The organism is Roseibium sp. HPY-6 (genome assembly GCF_040530035.1).
GTDB lineage: Bacteria > Pseudomonadota > Alphaproteobacteria > Rhizobiales > Stappiaceae > Roseibium.
In genome coordinates, this window is sequence record NZ_JBEWCD010000001.1 from 1,779,018 (window position 1) to 1,796,900 (window position 17,883).

The 17,883-nt window shown below is 55.8% G+C and carries 17 protein-coding genes and 1 pseudogene; 11 read left to right on the top strand and 7 right to left on the bottom strand.

From position 1 onward, the window contains the following. Positions 1-3: 3 nt before the first annotated feature. Positions 4-1,680, bottom strand: coding sequence for a phenylacetic acid degradation protein PaaN (gene paaN / locus ABVF61_RS08310; RefSeq protein ID WP_353993044.1), 1,677 nt, complete (start codon positions 1,678-1,680; stop codon positions 4-6). A gap of 118 nt (positions 1,681-1,798) precedes the next feature. Here paaN and paaG point away from each other — a divergent pair, with 118 nt between their 5' ends. From paaG to ABVF61_RS08330, 4 genes are all read left to right on the top strand, one after another. Further along, positions 1,799-2,593 carry a 2-(1,2-epoxy-1,2-dihydrophenyl)acetyl-CoA isomerase PaaG gene (gene paaG, locus ABVF61_RS08315; protein ID WP_353993045.1) on the top strand — a complete coding sequence of 265 codons (795 nt, stop codon included), beginning with the start codon at positions 1,799-1,801 and terminating at the stop codon, positions 2,591-2,593. 1 nt (position 2,594) lies between these two features. Continuing rightward, the gene (gene paaI / locus ABVF61_RS08320) at positions 2,595-3,038 is read left to right on the top strand and encodes a hydroxyphenylacetyl-CoA thioesterase PaaI (protein ID WP_353993046.1); all 444 of its coding nucleotides are present in this window, start codon (positions 2,595-2,597) and stop codon (positions 3,036-3,038) included. Between the two features lie 38 nt (positions 3,039-3,076). Then, positions 3,077-4,387: a phenylacetate--CoA ligase PaaK gene (paaK, locus tag ABVF61_RS08325; RefSeq protein WP_353993047.1), complete on the top strand. Its 1,311-nt coding sequence runs from the start codon at positions 3,077-3,079 to the stop codon at positions 4,385-4,387. A 225-nt stretch (positions 4,388-4,612) separates the two neighbouring features. Then, the gene (locus ABVF61_RS08330; RefSeq protein ID WP_353993048.1) at positions 4,613-5,212 is read left to right on the top strand and encodes a TetR-type transcription factor C-terminal domain-containing protein; all 600 of its coding nucleotides are present in this window, start codon (positions 4,613-4,615) and stop codon (positions 5,210-5,212) included. 66 nt (positions 5,213-5,278) lie between these two features. Here ABVF61_RS08330 and ABVF61_RS08335 read toward each other — a convergent pair whose 3' ends face one another. Then, complete coding sequence (locus ABVF61_RS08335; protein ID WP_353993049.1) at positions 5,279-5,974, bottom strand: FadR/GntR family transcriptional regulator; 696 nt, start codon at positions 5,972-5,974, stop codon at positions 5,279-5,281. An 11-nt stretch (positions 5,975-5,985) separates the two neighbouring features. After that, entirely contained in the window at positions 5,986-6,702 is a 717-nt protein-coding gene (locus tag ABVF61_RS08340; protein WP_353993050.1) for a ribonuclease activity regulator RraA, read from the bottom strand. 769 nt (positions 6,703-7,471) lie between these two features. Here ABVF61_RS08340 and ABVF61_RS08345 point away from each other — a divergent pair. From ABVF61_RS08345 to ABVF61_RS08360, 4 genes are all read left to right on the top strand, one after another. Then, positions 7,472-8,218 carry an SDR family NAD(P)-dependent oxidoreductase gene (locus ABVF61_RS08345; protein ID WP_353993051.1) on the top strand — a complete coding sequence of 249 codons (747 nt, stop codon included), beginning with the start codon at positions 7,472-7,474 and terminating at the stop codon, positions 8,216-8,218. A 417-nt stretch (positions 8,219-8,635) separates the two neighbouring features. Then, entirely contained in the window at positions 8,636-9,616 is a 981-nt protein-coding gene (locus ABVF61_RS08350) for a TRAP transporter substrate-binding protein (RefSeq protein WP_353993052.1), read from the top strand. 77 nt (positions 9,617-9,693) lie between these two features. Further along, positions 9,694-10,221, top strand: coding sequence for a TRAP transporter small permease (locus tag ABVF61_RS08355; protein ID WP_353993053.1), 528 nt, complete (start codon positions 9,694-9,696; stop codon positions 10,219-10,221). A gap of 9 nt (positions 10,222-10,230) precedes the next feature. Continuing rightward, positions 10,231-11,511 carry a TRAP transporter large permease gene (locus ABVF61_RS08360; protein ID WP_353993054.1) on the top strand — a complete coding sequence of 427 codons (1,281 nt, stop codon included), beginning with the start codon at positions 10,231-10,233 and terminating at the stop codon, positions 11,509-11,511. A gap of 30 nt (positions 11,512-11,541) precedes the next feature. Here the strand turns inward: ABVF61_RS08360 and ABVF61_RS08365 are convergent, their stop codons facing one another. Then, on the bottom strand, positions 11,542-11,886 hold the full coding sequence (locus ABVF61_RS08365; RefSeq protein ID WP_353993055.1) for a hypothetical protein: 345 nt from the start codon (positions 11,884-11,886) through the stop codon (positions 11,542-11,544). Positions 11,887-12,092: 206 nt separating this feature from the next. Between ABVF61_RS08365 and ABVF61_RS08370 the strand changes: the two genes are divergently transcribed. Next, positions 12,093-13,304 carry an MFS transporter gene (locus ABVF61_RS08370; RefSeq protein ID WP_353993056.1) on the top strand — a complete coding sequence of 404 codons (1,212 nt, stop codon included), beginning with the start codon at positions 12,093-12,095 and terminating at the stop codon, positions 13,302-13,304. A 109-nt stretch (positions 13,305-13,413) separates the two neighbouring features. On the opposite strand, the gene ABVF61_RS08375 is transcribed toward ABVF61_RS08370, so the two are convergent. Together ABVF61_RS08375 and ABVF61_RS08380 are read right to left on the bottom strand one after the other, a co-directional pair. Beyond that, positions 13,414-13,893: a protein tyrosine phosphatase family protein gene (locus tag ABVF61_RS08375; RefSeq protein ID WP_353993057.1), complete on the bottom strand. Its 480-nt coding sequence runs from the start codon at positions 13,891-13,893 to the stop codon at positions 13,414-13,416. A gap of 15 nt (positions 13,894-13,908) precedes the next feature. Beyond that, positions 13,909-14,162: pseudogene (locus ABVF61_RS08380) on the bottom strand (DUF1272 domain-containing protein). Between the two features lie 60 nt (positions 14,163-14,222). On the opposite strand from ABVF61_RS08380, the gene ABVF61_RS08385 reads away from it, so the two are divergent. Together ABVF61_RS08385 and ABVF61_RS08390 are read left to right on the top strand one after the other, a co-directional pair. Further along, the gene (locus ABVF61_RS08385; protein ID WP_353993059.1) at positions 14,223-15,233 is read left to right on the top strand and encodes a GlxA family transcriptional regulator; all 1,011 of its coding nucleotides are present in this window, start codon (positions 14,223-14,225) and stop codon (positions 15,231-15,233) included. 116 nt (positions 15,234-15,349) lie between these two features. Beyond that, positions 15,350-16,465 carry a DUF4240 domain-containing protein gene (locus tag ABVF61_RS08390; RefSeq protein ID WP_353993060.1) on the top strand — a complete coding sequence of 372 codons (1,116 nt, stop codon included), beginning with the start codon at positions 15,350-15,352 and terminating at the stop codon, positions 16,463-16,465. Positions 16,466-17,278: 813 nt separating this feature from the next. On the opposite strand, the gene ABVF61_RS08395 is transcribed toward ABVF61_RS08390, so the two are convergent. Then, positions 17,279-17,824 carry a TetR/AcrR family transcriptional regulator gene (locus ABVF61_RS08395; RefSeq protein ID WP_353993061.1) on the bottom strand — a complete coding sequence of 182 codons (546 nt, stop codon included), beginning with the start codon at positions 17,822-17,824 and terminating at the stop codon, positions 17,279-17,281. Positions 17,825-17,883 lie beyond the last annotated feature (59 nt).

The following is a 17,883-nucleotide window of genomic DNA, read 5'->3' on the forward strand; positions in this document are numbered from 1 at the left end:
TGATTAACCCCGCGCAGAAACAGATTGGTTGTCCAAGGCTTTTGGCCAGCGAACCATCACACGCCGGAAGCGTGGTGCAACAAAAGCCGTGTCGGTCAGGCTGGCGTTTCCGGCAGGATTTGCGCCGGTCACGTGAAAGTCCGAAAAGGCTGCCGATTGATTGACATAAATATTCCCGGTCAGATTGACCGAAAGGTTCACACCTGCATGGCAAAAAGCCTTCGCGGCGGTGTCGATCAGTCCCGGGTCCCTGGCATAAAGCGCAGCGGTGATGGCGCCTTTTTCCTTCGCAAGGCCGGCTGCCTGATCAATCGCGGCCTCTGGCGTCCTGGTTGCGATGCCAAACACGACTGGACCGAAGCATTCATCCTTATGAAGCATATCTTCCTCACCGACGGCGACGATCAGTGGTGTTGCCGAGCGTCCAATGCCGGTTTCCCCGCTATCGCGCAAGACCCGGCCCACCGAACGCGCACGATGGAGCCGATCCATCGTTGCCGGATTGACAATAGTCCCGCATATGCCGGGCGCCTGCTTCGGATCGGCAAGCAGCTCATCAATCGCATCTGCAATCCCGGCAAACACATCGTCGAATGATTTATGCCCCTCATTCGTCACGATGCCGCTTTCCGGCACATAGATATTTTGCGGCGATGTGCACATCTGCCCTGAGTAAAGTGCCAGCGAAAACGCAAGATTGGCGCACATACCAGGAAAGTCGTCTGTGCCTGTAATGACCACCGAATTGACGCCTGTTTCCTCTGTAAAGACAAGCGCATCGCCGGCATGGGAGCGGATCCAGTTCCCAAAATGAGATGACCCTGTGTAATCGATGAGTTTGATTTCCGGCGCTTGCACAAGGTCTTTGCTCACTTGCGCTTCGGGCTCATCTGCAGCAAGCAGAACAGTATCCGCCGGCAGCCCTTCCTCTTCCAGCACCTGCCGCAACACCCTGACGGTGATGGCAAGCGGAAGGATTGCCATCGGATGCGGCTTCACGATGACGGTGTTTCCGGTCGCAAGGCTGGCGAAAAGGCCGGGATACGCGTTCCAGCAGGGAAATGTGTTGCACCCGATTGCCAACGCGATCCCGCGTGGAACAAGCGACCACTGCTTTTCAAGAACGATGGGCTCTATCCGTCCTTGTGGCTTTTCCCAGGTTGCGCGATCTACAGTCGCCGTAAGTTCCGCATAGGCGGCCGCAACCGCTTCCAGCCCACGGTCCTGCGCGTGCGGCCCACCGGCCTGGAACGCCATCGGAAATCCCTGCCCGGTGGTATGGACCGTAGCGTGGCCAATGAGGAAACTCATCTTGTTAAGCCGGACAAGCGTTTCCAGGAGAACGCCCACGCGCATCTCAACGCTGGTTTCTGACCAATCGTCAAAAGCACTTTGTGATGCGGCAATCAGGGTTTCAACCGGAGCCGCCGGATAGGTTACGTCAAGATCCAGGTCCCAGGGCGATTGTTCCTTGCCGACGTGGTATTCGCAGGGATGGCCGTTCAGTTCGAATGACTTGCCAAGGAGATCTGAGAATGCCACCTCGCCGTCCTGGCGAGCGGTTTCGCCATAAAACCTGCCCGATGGCACTTCCGGAAACGGTGTCCAGAAGGCGCGTGTTTTCATCGCTTGCAGTGCTCCGTCCAGCAGGGCACGATTTCGATCGAAGAGCTGCGTCATCTGTCCTCCCGGGAACGGACTTACAAAACAAGGCACAGCACTTATAATTGACCGACCGGACGGTTTATGCAAGAACTGTTTGGCGATCCATCTCGAAAGCGGGGTCTGGGAGACAGGCATGACAAAAAACCAAACCGTGATCACAAGCCTCGAAGAAGGTGTGCTGAAACTCACGCTCAATCGGCCTGAAAAACTGAATTCCTTCAACGAAGATATGCATATCGCACTGCGGAGCGCCATGGAACGTGCGCATGAAGATGCAGCAATTCGTGCCGTTCTTTTGACTGGTGCCGGCCGCGGCTTTTGCGCGGGGCAGGATCTGGGGGACCGCGATCCGCGCAAGAGCGAGGAAAAACCGGACCTCGGACATACGCTGGACACGTTCTACAATCCCACGCTTCGTTTGATGCGCAAACTGGAAAAGCCGATCGTCTGCGCCGTCAACGGCGTTGCCGCCGGTGCGGGCGCGAATATCGCCTTTGCCTGCGACATCGTATTCGCCGCCCGTTCGGCAAAATTCATCCAGGCCTTTTCCAAAATCGGCCTCATTCCCGATGCCGGGGGCAGCTGGTCGTTGGCACGCATTCTCGGCGAACCGCGCGCCAAGGCGCTCGCGTTGCTGGCAGAACCGCTACCGGCAGAACAGGCCGAAGCGTGGGGCCTGATCTGGAAGACCGTCGAGGACGATGTTCTGATGGAGGAAAGCTCGGCCGTTGCGACCCGCCTGGCAAAAGGCCCGACCATTGGGCTCGGGCTAACGAAGCGGCTGATCCAGGCCGCACCAACGCAGAATCTGGACGCCCACCTTGATATGGAACGGGATTGTCAGCGGGAAGCAGGCTTCACGGACGACTATGCGGAAGGTGTCACCGCGTTCCTTGAAAAACGCCCAGCTGTCTTTAAAGGCAACTGACATGAAAAGTGTTTCCGAAATGACCCCGCAGGAGCTTGCCGAAGCCTGTGCGCAAATCATGTGGGACGGCGACCACGCGTCCCAGGCACTCGGTATGGAGGTTCTTCATGTCGCCCCGGGCAAGGCGTCGATTCGGATGGAGGTCACCAGGCAGATGACAAACGGCCACGGCAACATGCATGGCGGATATCTGTTCACCCTTGCTGACAGCGCCTTTGCTTTTGCCTGCAATACCTACAACCAGGTAACCGTCGCGCAGCACTGCACAATCACCTATGTCGCACCGGGAACCCTTGGGGACATCTTGACGGCAGAAGCCCGCGAGGTTTCGAGGCAGGGCCGGTCCGGCATATACGACGTAACGCTGACGCGGGAGGACGGGACCGTGATTACGGAGTTTCGCGGACACTCGCGTACCATCAATCGAACGTTTTTATCCGAATAAGCACAATATGCGCGTTCGGCGCATTGGGAGGACATTCAATGATCGACCTGACACCCGGCCGTGACAGTCTTGAACCGATCGAAATCGCAAGCCGCGACGAGATCTCGGAGCTGCAGCAAAAACGGCTCACCTGGACGCTGTCACACGCATACGAGAATTCGCCTTTCTTCAGGAAACAGTTCGACCAACACGGTGCGCATCCGGACGACTTCAAGGCGCTCGCCGATCTTGCGAAATTCCCGTTCACGGTGAAACAGGATCTGCGCGACACCTATCCGTTCGGCATGTTCGCGACCCCGCGCGAAGAGCTCGTTCGCATCCACGGGTCCTCCGGCACGACCGGCAAACCGACTGTCGTCGGCTACACGGCAAACGACATTTCCAACTGGTCGGACCTGATTGCACGCTCGATCCGCGCCGCGGGCGGGCGAAAAGGCAACATCCTGCACAATGCCTACGGCTACGGCCTTTTCACCGGTGGGCTTGGGGCGCATTACGGCGCCGAACGGCTCGGCTGCACCGTTGTCCCCATTTCCGGAGGCATGACAGAGCGTCAGGTCACCCTGATTGAGGACTTCCGACCGGACATCATCATGGTAACGCCATCCTACATGCTGTCGATCCTGGACGAATATCGCCGCCGCGGGCTCGATCCGCGTCAGAGTTCCCTGAAAGTCGGGATTTTTGGCGCAGAACCCTGGACCAATGCAATGCGCGAGGAAATCGAAGACGCCTTCGACATGCATGCGGTCGACATCTACGGCCTGTCTGAAATCATGGGCCCTGGCGTCGCTCAGGAGTGCGTGGAGACGAAAGACGGGCTCCATGTCTGGGAGGATCACTTCTATCCCGAGATCATCGATCCGGTGACCGAAGCCGTCCTGCCTGATGGTGAGATGGGTGAGCTGGTCTTCACCACGCTGACCAAGGAAGGTCTGCCGATGGTTCGCTACAGGACGCGTGATCTCACCCGTATTCTTCCCGGCACCGCGCGCTCCATGCGGCGGATCGAAAAGATTACCGGACGCAGCGATGACATGATCATTTTGCGCGGCGTTAATGTCTTTCCGACCCAGATCGAAGAGCAGATCCTGAAATGCGACGGGCTCAGCGCGCACTTCCAGATCGAACTTGTGCGCAGTGGCCGCATGGACGCGATGATTGTACATGCAGAGGCGACCCCTGCCGCCAGCAGCCGCGATGCCCGCGAAGCTTCGGCGGGCGAGCTTGCCCATCACATCAAGTCGACCATCGGGATATCCGCGAAGGTTGACGTTCACGAGCCGGAGGGCGTCGCGCGTTCGCAAGGCAAGGCACAGCGCGTCGTCGACAACCGCCCAAAGGACTAGTCCTGTAATTTTGGGTGCCAGGGAAGGTTCCAGTTCGCACCCGCCTTGGCCGGTAGGAAACCTTTTTAGAACTAAGGATGCTGGAGGAAGTCCTGGACTGAAATCGCTGACAAATTAGCTGGCCAAGGTGATCCACCGGTAATTGACGGATCGACTGGTCAATCGCAATCGATCGGGCTAGAAACGTCAGCCATCCCGTCATCCGCAATACGGAGTTGGATACGCATGGCGAGAACACGCGCCAGTGATTTTGAGGAAAAGCAGCACGGCCTCCTGCTGACGGCAGCCAATGTCTTTGCAACCCAGGGCATGGAAAAAGCCTCCATGTCGCAAATCGCCCAAGAAGCAGGTGTCTCCAAGTCGCTGCTTTACCACTATTATCCGTCCAAGGGCGTGCTCATCTTTGCGATCATCCAGTCGCATTTGGCGATCCTGGATGAGGCGCTCGAAAGGTCGGACGACCCGACCCTTCCCCCGGAAAAGCGGCTTCGCAAACTTGTCGAGACGGTACTCGACAGCTATCGCGGTGCGGATGATCAGCACAAGGTCCAGCTCAACGCCGGCCCGGCGCTTTCCGATGAACAGAAATCCGAGATCATCGCCATTGAACGCCGCATCGTCCGGCACTTTTCCACCGTGCTGAAAGACATTCACCCGGAACTCGACAACCCGGACCGGCCTTTGCTGATGCCTGTGACCATGTCTTTGTTCGGGATGATGAACTGGGTCTACATGTGGTTCAAGGAAGGTGGCCCGATCTCACGCGAAGACTACGCGCAGGTCGCCACGACGCTTATTCTGGAAGGCGTTAAAAAGGTCAAATAACCTTCGACATCAGCAGTTCAGAAGCCTCGGCTCTTCTTCAAGAGCCGACCGTCGCCTTCGCTATTTTCAGCCTTCAAAGATACGTTTGCGAGCGTTCTCGACATGTGCCCGCATGGCCTTACGGGCCGTTTCACGGTCTCGAGCCTCGATCGCGTCATAGATTGTGTAATGCTCTGCCTGCACGAGCCGCATCCGATCCTCGGGCTTTGTAAGCGAGAGGTTTCTGGTCAGGTTCATCCCGGTCAGGATATTGGATTTCATCGACGACCTTGCAGCAACGAAATACTTGTTGTCCGACGCGTTGCAAACCGCGACATGAAAATCCTCGTCGGCGACAACGCCAAGTTCGCTCTGGCTGATACACCGGTCCAGCTCTACAAGCGTGTCCTGAAGCTGTTTGAGATCGGCATCCGTACGCCGCTCCGCAGCAAGATAGGCAGCCTCACCTTCGACAGCGGCCCGGAACTCAAACGTGCGCTGGATATCGGCAATCGATCCGACAGGTGCGAAATCGAGAACGGCTCCCTCGGGCCGTCGCTTCACGTAAGACCCGGAACCTTGTCTCGACACGACCACGTCGTCCTCACGCAACTGCTTGAGAGCCTGACGCAATATGGGCCGCGACACACCAAACTCCTGCGAAAGGACCTGCTCAGTGGGCAGCTTCCCGCCGATGGGTATGTCCCCGTCCATGATTTTTGCAAGGATGCTTTCATACACCTTGTCCGACAAGGTCCGGTCGCGGACCTGCCGTTCGGTCATCGAGGGCTCGTTTATCTGCCTTTTTCCTGCCGCCACGCGTTAAACCTGTCCATAGTCGACGGATCGGTCGGGGGATAGAGCCCGAATGTCGAAGCGCCCTGCTTTACCATTTCCATCACGAAGTCTTCAAAGACCGTCATTTCTGTAGCTTCTTCCGCTACTTCATTTGCCATATGTTGCGGTATGCAAACAACTCCTTCGTTGTCGCCGACGATAATGTCTCCGGGGAAAACCGAAACCCCGCCACAGGCAATCGGATCATTGATCGCGACGGCGTGATGTTTGGTCAGGTTGGTCGGGGCACTCGGGCGGGCATGATAGCTTGGCATTTCCAGGCTGGCGATTTCGGGCGTATCGCGAAACCCGCCATCCGTGACGATCCCCCTGCACCCCCGCGCCTGTAAGCGCGCCGCAAGAATACATCCTGCCGACGCCGCCGAGGCATCGCCGCGCGCATCGATCACAAAGACGGCGCCGGGCGGACACTCTTCAACCCCTTTTCGCTGCGCATTGTTGCGGTCCGCGAACGATGCAAGTTTGTCCAAGTCTTCCCGCGCCGGAATATAGCGTAGTGTGTAGGCGACACCGACCATGTTCGGACCCGGGCGCAAACGGTGAACACCTTGCAGAAAGATATTTCGAAGGCCACGCTTGAACAGAACCGTCGTGAGCGTCGCCGTGCTTACCTGCATCAGCTTTAACTCGGTGATGTCGACAAGCTCGTTCATGAGAAGGGTTCCGCCGTTATTGATTGATGCGTGTTGCCGTGTTCGAACGGAAATTATCTGCACCGGCCAAACTTGTCAATTATTTGTAAATTTCTGGATCACCCGAATTCTCGCGATCCTTCCTCACGGCACTCGGCATTTCTTAAATATTGATTTATTTGGAAAATTTCAGAAATCTTCTTGAATTGCACTTAAAGGCACCCGGCAACAGGATGGAACTAAACGGCCACATTCCGCACAGGTTTGATCAAAAAACTCCGGTTTACGGGTTAAATTTTAGCAATTCATCACTTTTGTAACTTATTTGTAAAATTTGTATTGATCTCTCGAGCACTGATGAGCTATTCGGAATTGGTCATCACAAATTCCGAAGGATTGCATCGAGATCAGCCGCCAAACTCAAACCAATCAGGCGACGGACAGCGTATCTGGGTAAGGTTATTCATAAATAGACTTTCGCTGTTTTGCTTGCCTTTCGACCGGATTTGGCAACGGTCCGTCTGGCCGAAAACCAGCATTTGACAGGGCAGGAGAGAACCCAAGCTCTCAGAACCGCGGATAAACATGACGCAGTTCAGATCTCATATGTGCCGATTTGTAAAACCCATGGCAATTGCGCAGAGATCCGAAAGGCGCGCCAGGCAACGCGCGACGCGACGGGACGACACATTGAGCGGAAGCGCGACCGGATCGTCGCTCGCCCTTGAGAGACGACACAAGGCTTCAGGCACTCAAAACAAATTGATCAGACTTAAAGGAGACATCGCAAATGAAACTGGAAGGAAAAGCGGCAATCGTAACGGGCGGGGGCCGGGACATCGGACGCGCCTGCGTCATGGCGCTGGCAAAGGCAGGCGCAAGCGTTGGCATCAACTACCATAGCAGCGCGGCAGGCGCTGACAGTGCTGTTGAGGAAATCCGCACCGCAGGAGGCCAGGCCTTCGCCATGAAAGGCGACATGACGCGAAAAGCGGACGTCGACGCCCTGGTTGCCAGGACGGTGGAAGACTTTGGACGACTGGACATTGTCATGCCGATCGCCGGCGGGCTTGTTGCCAGAAAAACCATTGCCGAGATCACGCCGGAGCACTGGCAAAACGTGTTCGACCTGAACACCACGTCAGCATTCCTCCTGGTCCAGGCATCGCTGCCTCATCTCAAGCCAGGCTCCGCAATCGTGAACATGGCATCCCAGGCGGGGCGTGATGGAGGCGGTCCGGGGGCAATGGCCTATGCGATGTCGAAAGGCGCTGTCATGACCATGACGCGCGGAATGGCGAAAGAGCTCGCACCCGGCATTCGCGTGAACGCGCTTTGCCCCGGCATGATCGACACGGACTTTCACAACACATTTACAAAGCCCGAAGTTCGCCAGCATGTCGCGAACATCACCCCCCTAAAACGGGAAGGAACGTCGGAAGAGGTGGCAAATCTTGCTGTTTTCCTGGCATCCGATGACGCCGCCTACATCACGGGCGCTTGTATCGACATCAATGGTGGACTGCTGTTCTCCTGACGGAACCAGACGCATGTTCACCGGCCTTCTTGCCGGTGAACACTCGCGGATCGGCTCACAATATTTGTAAAGCATCACTCCTGCGACACGCCTTACAATTTGAAAAAGCGCTACTCTCACCCGCAGAAAACAAAGAAATTTCTCAAAAAATTTGTCCATTTGAAATTTCACTTGTAATAATTTGTAAATTGCATATCGTGAAGCCATCGCATTGGAAACGATGCTCACCCTGCCGCCGGACAGAGATACGCCGCGGACATCGAAGGGGTGAGAGGGAGGACACCAGAAACGCAATTCTCCGGCTCGGCACAGCGCGGCGGGGAGACAGAGTTCGCGCAAAAAAATGCGCGGCCCAAATCCGGTATGCCCGCATGAAGCATCGTGCAGCACCGGTAATCATGTAACGAGGAGGATATCATGTACAAAAAGATCTTAACGGCATTCGTAGGTGCCGTGACCGCATTATCCGTTCTGGGTGGCGCGGCCGCTGCCGAAGAGTGGCGCGCATGGAACATCCATCACGACGGTCATCCGAACACTGCTGCGATGGACAAGTTTGCAGAGCTGGTCGCTGACGCCACCGGCGGTGAACTGACCGTCGAAGTCTTCCACGGAGGCGTTCTAGGATCCCAGCCGGACGCGCTGGAACAAGTCCGCATCGGCGCAATCGAGCTCGGCAACTTCAACCTTGGTCCGATCGGCCCGATTGTGAAGGAGGCCAACCTCGTCTCACTGCCGTTCATCTTCAAAAGTGTCCCGCACATGTTCCGGGTCCTGGAAGGTGAAGCGGGCGACATCGTTGCCCAGGGAATGGCCGAAGCCGGGCTTACTCCGCTGGCATGGATCGATGCCGGAGCACGCTCGTTCTACAGTCAGAAGCCGATCAACACGCCGGCAGACGTTGAAGGCCTGAAGATCCGGGTCATGAACAACGACCTTTACACCGCCATGATCTCGGCGATGGGTGGCAACCCCTCCCCCATGGCGTTTTCGGAAGTTCAGCAGGCATTGAAGACCGGAGTTGTCGACGGCGCGGAAAACAACTTCCCTTCATTCAAGAACGTCGGCCACTTTGAAGTGACGACCAACTACTCCCTGAGCGAGCACCTGATCATCCCGGAATGCATCTGCGTGAACACGGCCAAGTTCGAAGCTTTGTCTCCGGAAATGCAGGCCGCGGTGAGAGGAGCAGCAGAAGAGGCTGCCTTGTTCCAGCGTGAACTCTGGGCCGTCCAGTCGGACCAGGCGCGCAAGGATGTTGAAGCGGCCGGGATTGTTGTCAATGAGATCGCTGACAAGGGACCGTTCCAAGATGCGATGGCTTCGGTATACGAAGAATACCTTGCCGCCAATCCGGATATGAAAACCCTCGTCGACCTCGCGAAATCGACCGAGTGACAGCCACTATCTGAAAAGAAAAGGTCCGCCCGGCTCCTGCCCAGGACGCCGGGCGGCTTTCAGCACAGAGGGTTCCCATGCGCGACACGTCCTCACCGCCTTTGTTTGTGAAACGGATGGATCAGGCGTTCGCTCTGATTTCGAAAACCTGCATGGTTTTGGCTGGCACGGCGCTTGTGGTCATGACCACGATTTTCGCCTGGCTGGTTTTCGGCAGGTACGTTCTGAATGACACACCGACCTGGGTCGAGCAGGTGTCGTTTCTGCTGATCATGGTCATCACGTTTCTGGGGGCTGCAGTCGGAGTGAACCAGAACACGCATTTGTCGGTCGTCTTGTTCCGAAACCTTGTACCCTCCTGGCTCAGAACGCTTTTTGTCGTCGTCTCCGATATCCTCATGGCGGTCTTCGGCGCCATGATGTTGTGGTACGGAACGGAACTGACCATCTTCAAATGGAAAACACTGATCCCGCTCATTCAGTGGTCCGAAGGACTGCGCTCTTTGCCGCTGACGATTTGCGGCGTTCTGATTTTTCTTTTTTCGGCGGGCCATCTGATCCGCCTGGCGCTCGGCCGTGATCGACGCGAAGACAACATAGAATAAGGATAAAAAATGGGACTCGCGTTGCTTCTCGGGGTGTTCGCCCTGTGTGTCGTCATAGGTACGCCTGTAGCCTTCGCGCTTGGGATCGCGGCTCTGGCAGCATTCTGGTACGAGGGCTTGCCCCTCCTGATCGGTTTTCAGCGCATCGTCTCCGGCATAAACGTCTTTTCACTGATGGCGATCCCCTTCTTCATCTTCGCGGGAGAACTGATGTTTCACGGCGGCATCGCCATGCGGCTCGTGCGCTTCGCGCAATCTGCTGTCGGTGCGGTACGCGGCGGTCTTGGGGTCGTGAACGTGTCTTCGTCCATGCTCTTTGGAGGAATCTCTGGTTCCGCGATCGCGGACATTTCCGCATTGGGTTCAATCCTCGTCCCGGTCATGAAAGACAAGGGGTACGACGCCGATTATGCGGTGAATGTGACAGTGACTTCATCAATCGCCGGCATCATCATTCCGCCCAGCCACAACATGATCATCTTCGCTTTGGCAACCGGCGGCGCTGTTTCGATCTCCAAACTGTTTCTTGCCGGCGTCGTTCCGGGTGTACTCATGTGCATCTGCCTTGCGGTCACGGCCTATCTGGTCGCGGTCAGGCGTGGTTACAGCGCTGAGAAATTTCCCGGCTTTGCAATGCTTGCACTGAATTTCGCAGGCGCCCTTCCCGGCTTGCTAACCGCAGTCATTATTGTCGGCGGCGTCCTGTCGGGTGTCTTTACGGTGACCGAATCCGGTGCCTTCGGCGCCATGTACGCCTTCCTGGTCACGCTTCTTGTCTATCGCAGTCTCACTTGGGAGAAATTCAAGCTCGCGGTCACCCAATCGGTGCGCACGACGTCGATGGTCATGATCCTGATCGCCTGCGCCGGTGCCTTTGCCTATATGCTCACCTTCTATCGCGTGCCCAGCATGACAGCCGATCTGCTTCAGGGCATCACGGACAATCCGATCCTCATTCTTCTCATGATCAACGCCGTCCTTCTGGTGCTCGGCATGATCATGGACATGGCTGCACTGATCCTGATCTGCACCCCTATCTTTCTCCCGCTTGCGCGCGAACTCGGCATGGATCCGATCCAGTTCGGCATCATGATGCTGGTAAACCTGGGCTTGGGACTGTGCACACCGCCTGTCGGCACGTGTCTCTTCGTGGGGTGTGCGGTCGGCAAGATCAGGATTGAAGAAGCCCTGAAGACCATCTGGCCCTTCTACCTGGCACTGTTCGTGGCCTTGATGCTGATCACCTACGTGCCGGCATTTTCACTGTTCCTGCCATCTTTGTTTGAGTAAGCGCTCAAACCAGAGCTGTGGCGTTCGCGCTCAACAGCCAGGTGTCGAAAAAGAACTGCCGACAATAGTGTTGCATTTCATCAGCGCAAATGAAAAGCGGCCCCGAGGGGCCGCTAGACCGCCAGCCATGAGTGGAAGCGCTGCCAGGATCGGAGCCGCTGAAACGGTCACAACCCTAATCCAGTTTCCAGTCTCCGTTCCGCAGATGCCAGGTGCGATCTGGCCGCCCGATTTTTCAGACCAGTTGTCCACCCTGTTTTCGAACAGATTGCCTCCAAGACCATACGCACCGAATGGCGACCTTGGATAAGTGCTCCCGAGAGCACCAAGGAATGACAAAGAAGCAACTTCAAGCGAACCGTTCGAATTCGTCATTCCGAAGAGATTGGTGCCACCGAACACCAAAGAACAACAAGAGGCGCTTCTTTATCATTTTCGTCGCTGGCGAGCGCCAGAATGTATTTGCTTGAGACTTGCAAAACGCGCGATTTTCATTATCTAATCTGGTAAATACTGATTTTTGAATACTGAATTCTTTTTTTTCAAATATTTAGGGCCAAAGTGCCCAAAAGGAACCTGATATGAAGAGCTACGTATTTGTGGCGATCGGGGCATGCGTGATTTCCTTGACATACGGGGTGCGGTTCGCCTTCGGACAATTTCTGCCAACGATCCAGTTTGAATTCCAACTCGACCATCAGCACACGGCGCATCTGGCTTCCAGCGTTTACGCCGGTACTTGCATTGCGCTGCTCGCCGCGGCGTATTTGACCGAGCGTTTCGGCCCAAGGATGACCGTCGCCCTCGCGATGGTCTTCGGTACGCTCGGCGCGACAATGGTCAGCGGCGCGACCACATCAGCGGGTCTAACCGTTTCGTTATTGTTGATCGGCATCAGTTCCGGGCTCTCCATACCGCCTCTGATTGCCGGGGTAACCGTTTCATGTGCCTGCTACCGTGATCGCGCAGTCAGCATCATCAACGCAGGAACGGGAATCGGCATTGTCGCCGCCAGCGCGACCGCCCTCTTTTTTACCGACAGCTGGAGAGAGTGCTTTTTCGTTTTTGCATTGATTTCCGTTCTCGTTTCCCTCGCAGCCTGCTTCACTGTTCCAAGGCACGCCAAAGCGCCGATCAACAGGTTCAACATTCGGGAAATCGTCAAGTCGCCGGCGCTCCATCAAGCTGTGTCGAGTGCGCTCCTTTTCGGGATCGTCAGTGCCGCGATATGGACTGGCGGCGGCATCAGCCTCGTCGGACTCGCGGATTGGAACAACACAGGGGTCAGCCTGTTCTGGATTGCCCTCGGCGTCGCCGGCCTTCTCGGTGGTTTTTGCGGCGACTTCATCAGCCGGTTGGATCTGGGTGAGGTTCACTCGATTTCCTTCGTCGGGCTGGGCACATCGACACTGTTACTGGCAATGGCACAACACTCTGAAGTGGTCGGCTTGCTCGCTGCCGGTATGTTCGGTGTGTTTTACATGACCGGTACCGCCCTCTATCTGATCTGGGCGGCGCGCATTTCAGCGGATCACGCACCGAGCATTGTCGCGATGCTATTCTTCATGTTGCCTGTCGGTCAGATCGTGGGGTCCGCAGTCTATGGCCACCTGACCAACCTGTTCGAGGTGGACCATGTCCTGATCATTTTCGCTCTGATGTCGAGCTGCTACATCGTGATCCAGTTCTTTGCCAAGATCGACGGGCCGTCGCACTCATCCCCTCAGGATGATCAGGCTGCTGTCGCAGCGATACCTGTCCCTGAATTGTCACAAGCAAGAAGGCCACGGTGACGCGGCCGCTCACATCGCGGCTCATGGCCAATTGGACTCTGGCCAACATGCGATGCCCTCGATCGCAATGGCTCAACGAACATCAAAGACGCCCGATCTTGGGCCAAATTCAATAGTCTTCTCCGGCATAACGGTTGGGTTGCCGCACGGCATCGTCGCTTCCGATGAACGCAGCCCAATCGTCACCGGGTCTCCAGATACCCTCCATCAGCGCGAAGGTTTCGCACTCTGAGAATCCGCGGCCGGTTTTCGCGTAACGATAAAAAAACGCGCTGACCCGGGCATTGTAAATGCAATGCACATGGATCCTGGTGTCTTTAAGCCGTTCGATCGCCTCACAGAACTTGGCGAAATCCTCGTCTGTCGGATTGTCGAACTCCACGGGAATATAGACATATTCCATCCCGAGGCTCGCAACCGTACCGGCTTCGTCGTCCAGGGCTCCTTTGTTGTGGTGCGGCCCGAGATTGACGACATGCGTCACACCAAGTTCGCTAATGTCAGCAAGCTGTTGTTCTGTCGGCTGCCCGGACAATGTAATCTTGTCGCTGAGCCGGCGCCAATTCAAGATTTCGGTCAGATCGTGCATAACGGTCTCCGGGCATCAGGCGCGCAATTGAGCGCATTGTGGATGGGCCTTTGTGAGTCTTTTTGTGCAGGCCGGTTTTTTGATCAGGAGCTTTCCGGACGAGTTGGACACATCACAAGATTGCCTCCACGATTGCGGCAAAGGGCGTCGAAACTGCTCTCGCTATGTTCCGCACAAAACGTGCATTCGAACGTGCACATGCACGCATCAATGACATCCGGCGGAAGGTCCTTTTCGCAACACCCGCAATTCGGCTTCAGCGGAAGCACGTCATTTTCCCTTTGTCATGCGGATAGACTACCGGGTTTGCCCATGGCATGAATGACAAGATGACCTCGTTTACTGCCAAACCGCATAATCCGCAGGACGGTGCCAGGCGCGTCGTCTTTGTAGTCTATCCCGACATTGTGCTTCTTGACCTTGTCGGCCCGCTCCAGGTTTTCAGCCACGCTCTTGATCCTGAGACGGGCCGGAACGGGTATTCTTGCGCGGTGACTTCAGTCGATGGCGGCGCGATCGACACCAACACGGTCGTCACCATTCCGAGCGAGCCGGTCACATGGCATTTGGACCGAGAGATCCACACACTCGTTGTCGTGGGGGGCGCGGGAGCCAACACAGCGATGTACAACAACCTGTTGCTGGAAAACATCAGACGCCTTGCGGGAAATGCTCAAAGGGTCTGCTCAGTCTGCTCCGGAGCGCTTGTTCTTGCCGCCGCCGGTCTCCTGGACGGACGCAGAGCGGTCACGCACTGGGAAGACTGCAAGACGCTGGAAGACGAGTATCCGGGCGTTCAGGTTGAAGTTGACCCCATTTTCATCAAGGACGGAAACATCTGGACGTCCGCAGGCATTACTGCCGGCATCGATATGGCGTTGGCAATTGTGGCGGCTGATCTTGGGCGCCGCTCCGCGCTGCAAATGGCACAGTCAATGGTGACCCATATGGCCCGTGCCGGCGGACAATCGCAATTCAGCCCTGTCCTCGGACGCCAGGTACGCGACGTGGGAGGCCGGTTCGAGACCCTGCACCAGTGGATAGCGGAGAATATTGAAAAAGACCTTCGGGTTGAAGCTCTGGCAGAACAGGCAAATATGAGCGCCCGCAACTTTGCGCGGCAATACACCAGGCAGACCGGTCTGACACCGGCCAAAGCCGTTGAGGCCATTCGAACGGACGCGGCCAAAGAGTTGCTGGAAACAACGGATTTGTCCGTTAAGCAGGTCGCCGTCCGCACCGGCTTCAATGACGAAGAGCGCATGCGCCGTACTTTCCTGAGACTGATGAATGTGTCCCCCGCGGATTATCGGCAAGGGTTCAGAGCCAGGCTGACGTGATGTCCTCCGATGACCCGCGCTCATCTAAGCAAATTCTAACAATCTGTTTCCCGAATTTTTCACCTCCTGACCTCATTCTCCTGTCGCCAGGCTCACAAGACAAAGATGCTTTATAGATGCATGACGAGATCTCGATTACGGAGACTGAGGCGTTCCAGCCGCGCTATGACGATCTGTCGAAGGACTTCGAACGGCTGAGGGACCACATTGCGGACCTACACCGTGAAGGCCGCCTCTATCTGGAGTGGGACAGATCTAGCGCCTGCTTCGAACCGGCGGCCATTGCCCTTGAGGATGCCTATTTTGCGCGTGGCCTCTATGACGAGATCGAAGCCCGTTATACGAACACGGTTCACCAGTGGGACCCGAACGGGAACGATCTCATTCACGATGTTTTGGAACGCCTGCTGCGCGCCGGGCAAGGGCAGCGTGTCATTCGCATCTGCCGCTACTACCTGGCATTGGAAAAACCGTCTTTCTGGGCTTTGATCGATGAGCGCAATCGTGGGTTCAAGAAGTCGCCAAACTGGTCCGTAAGCGAAAAGCAGCAGCAAAAGTCATTTGAGAAAATGATCAACGGGATCGCACACCGCAAGGCCGAAGTTCTCACGATGATGGACGAAGTGCACGACTTTTTCCTGCGCGCGGGCGCAACGTCAGCGCAACTTGGACGTCTTGCTGCTGATCGGGCAGAAATCGAGCAGGAACAACGGCGCCTCCGAAAGGGAAAACCGGATCCGCGCGACATGGACGTTGATATCTTCTGGGAAATCATCGGAGCTCCGGGCGAAAGCGGAGCACTCGACCAGATTGAGGCGGCAACCGACAGACTTGCGAGCTTCGAGGCAAAGGCGATCAAGACATTTGACGAATTGTTCCATGAGTTGGACGCGCGCGCTTACCGCGATGACGTCTGGTCTCTCGCCGTTCTTTTGCGCGGCGGCTGCTCCGATGATGATTTCGAAGGGTTCAGATGCTGGCTCATTCTCCAGGGAAGAAACGTTTTTGAGGACGTCCTCAAGGACCCGGACGGATTTGACGTTACCCTTTTCGGCGAAGAAACGAGCCCTTGCGATGCCCTGCGCGATATACCTTCGCTCGCTTATGAAATGCGGACGGGAAAGGCTCTGAAACGAAAAACGCGGGCTCCGCTACGCCTGAAAGATCCGGACTGGAAAGAACAAGATGTCAAGGATCTGCTGCCACGCGTTGTTGCCGCCCTTGACGATTAAACGGACACGACAAGATTTCTTTTCGGGACCACCCCGGCAACAGCAGTCTTTAGAACTCAAGCCTGAGATTGCGATGGATAATAGTGCGAAGGCGGGCTTCGATCCGCGTCATTCGCCATTGAACTTAGCCGGATAACTTTTCATCAGGCTTACGCATTCGAGCTGGCAACAAACCTGAGCAGAAAAAGATCCATGCGTAGCCACAAACGCATCGGACTTGCGGAACAACGAAAATCCCCTCGCTGTTGCCAGCGAGGGGAAAGACCATGGGATTACTGGTAGCCTGGCTTGTAACAGGTTTTACCGCCCCAGTCCCGAGTTTCGGACATTGTACCGCCAAGGAGCTGCAGTCAGCTTCAAACTGATCGCCGCAATGTCACGGTACAGTTGGAGGTCAACGGACCGCCATCCGAACGGCAATATAAGTTGGTCAACTCATTCTCTTTTCTCTCGCCTTAAGGCCGAAGCCTTTTACAGTTCCCTGCGTGGCTTTAAATTGGGTTGACGGCGCAATACTAAGGACTGGCGAACCAGAAGCCATTACCGTCTTTAAAATCAAAGTAATAATCAAATTTCCAACGACCACTTTAAAATAATTTGTTGGATACAAAACAAAACTAACAAATTACGTCATGTTATACAGTGACTAGCGTCACACTTTTACAGATACAATTTAAAGATGATATTTGGTTGCATCTTCTGCTGCGCTGTTCTGATCGTTTCTGAAGACAAGACTTCCAAGAGGCTGCTCCCGGTGGCTCGCTTATCGCTCCGTAACTTTTACCCCAAGGAGCCTCACCTGCGCTTTGCAATTTATCTTTTGAGCAGCCTCGACAAAACAAATTCCAGATGACCAGCGGCGTCGAGATCCGTTGTGGACTTAAGCATTCGCAGGCCCAGATAGGTCGTGTAGAGGTCAAGGGCAAAGTGTCTGTCGTTGAAGCCGAGAACTTGAAACTGTTCGTTGAGGTAGTCCAGGCGCTTTGCATCGACATGGGCGACACGTTTGGCTGCTTCGGTATCCAGCCGAGCCCATTCGCGTATCGCCAACTCCGCTTTGACCGATACATCGGCTGAGCGCAGCTCGGACGTCAGTCCGACAAGCGCCCGCAAACGATCAATTCCCGGTTCATGATCCGCCATTCGCCTGATGATTTCATCGGCTTGTGAGGCTTGCCACCCGTCAAGGATCTGCCGTTGGAAGTCGTTGATGTCCTTGAAATGCCAATAAAATGAACCCTTGGTTGTCCGAAGCGTGCGGGCAAGGGCTTCGGCTCGTACCGCCCCAACGCCGGACGCGGCCAGAGCACGCATTCCGGCCTGTATCCAATCCGCCTTTCCCAATCGCGTTTTACTCATTTGTGTTTTCATAAGCTTGCGTACAGATCAATATTGACTCAACGTAAGCACTATACGGA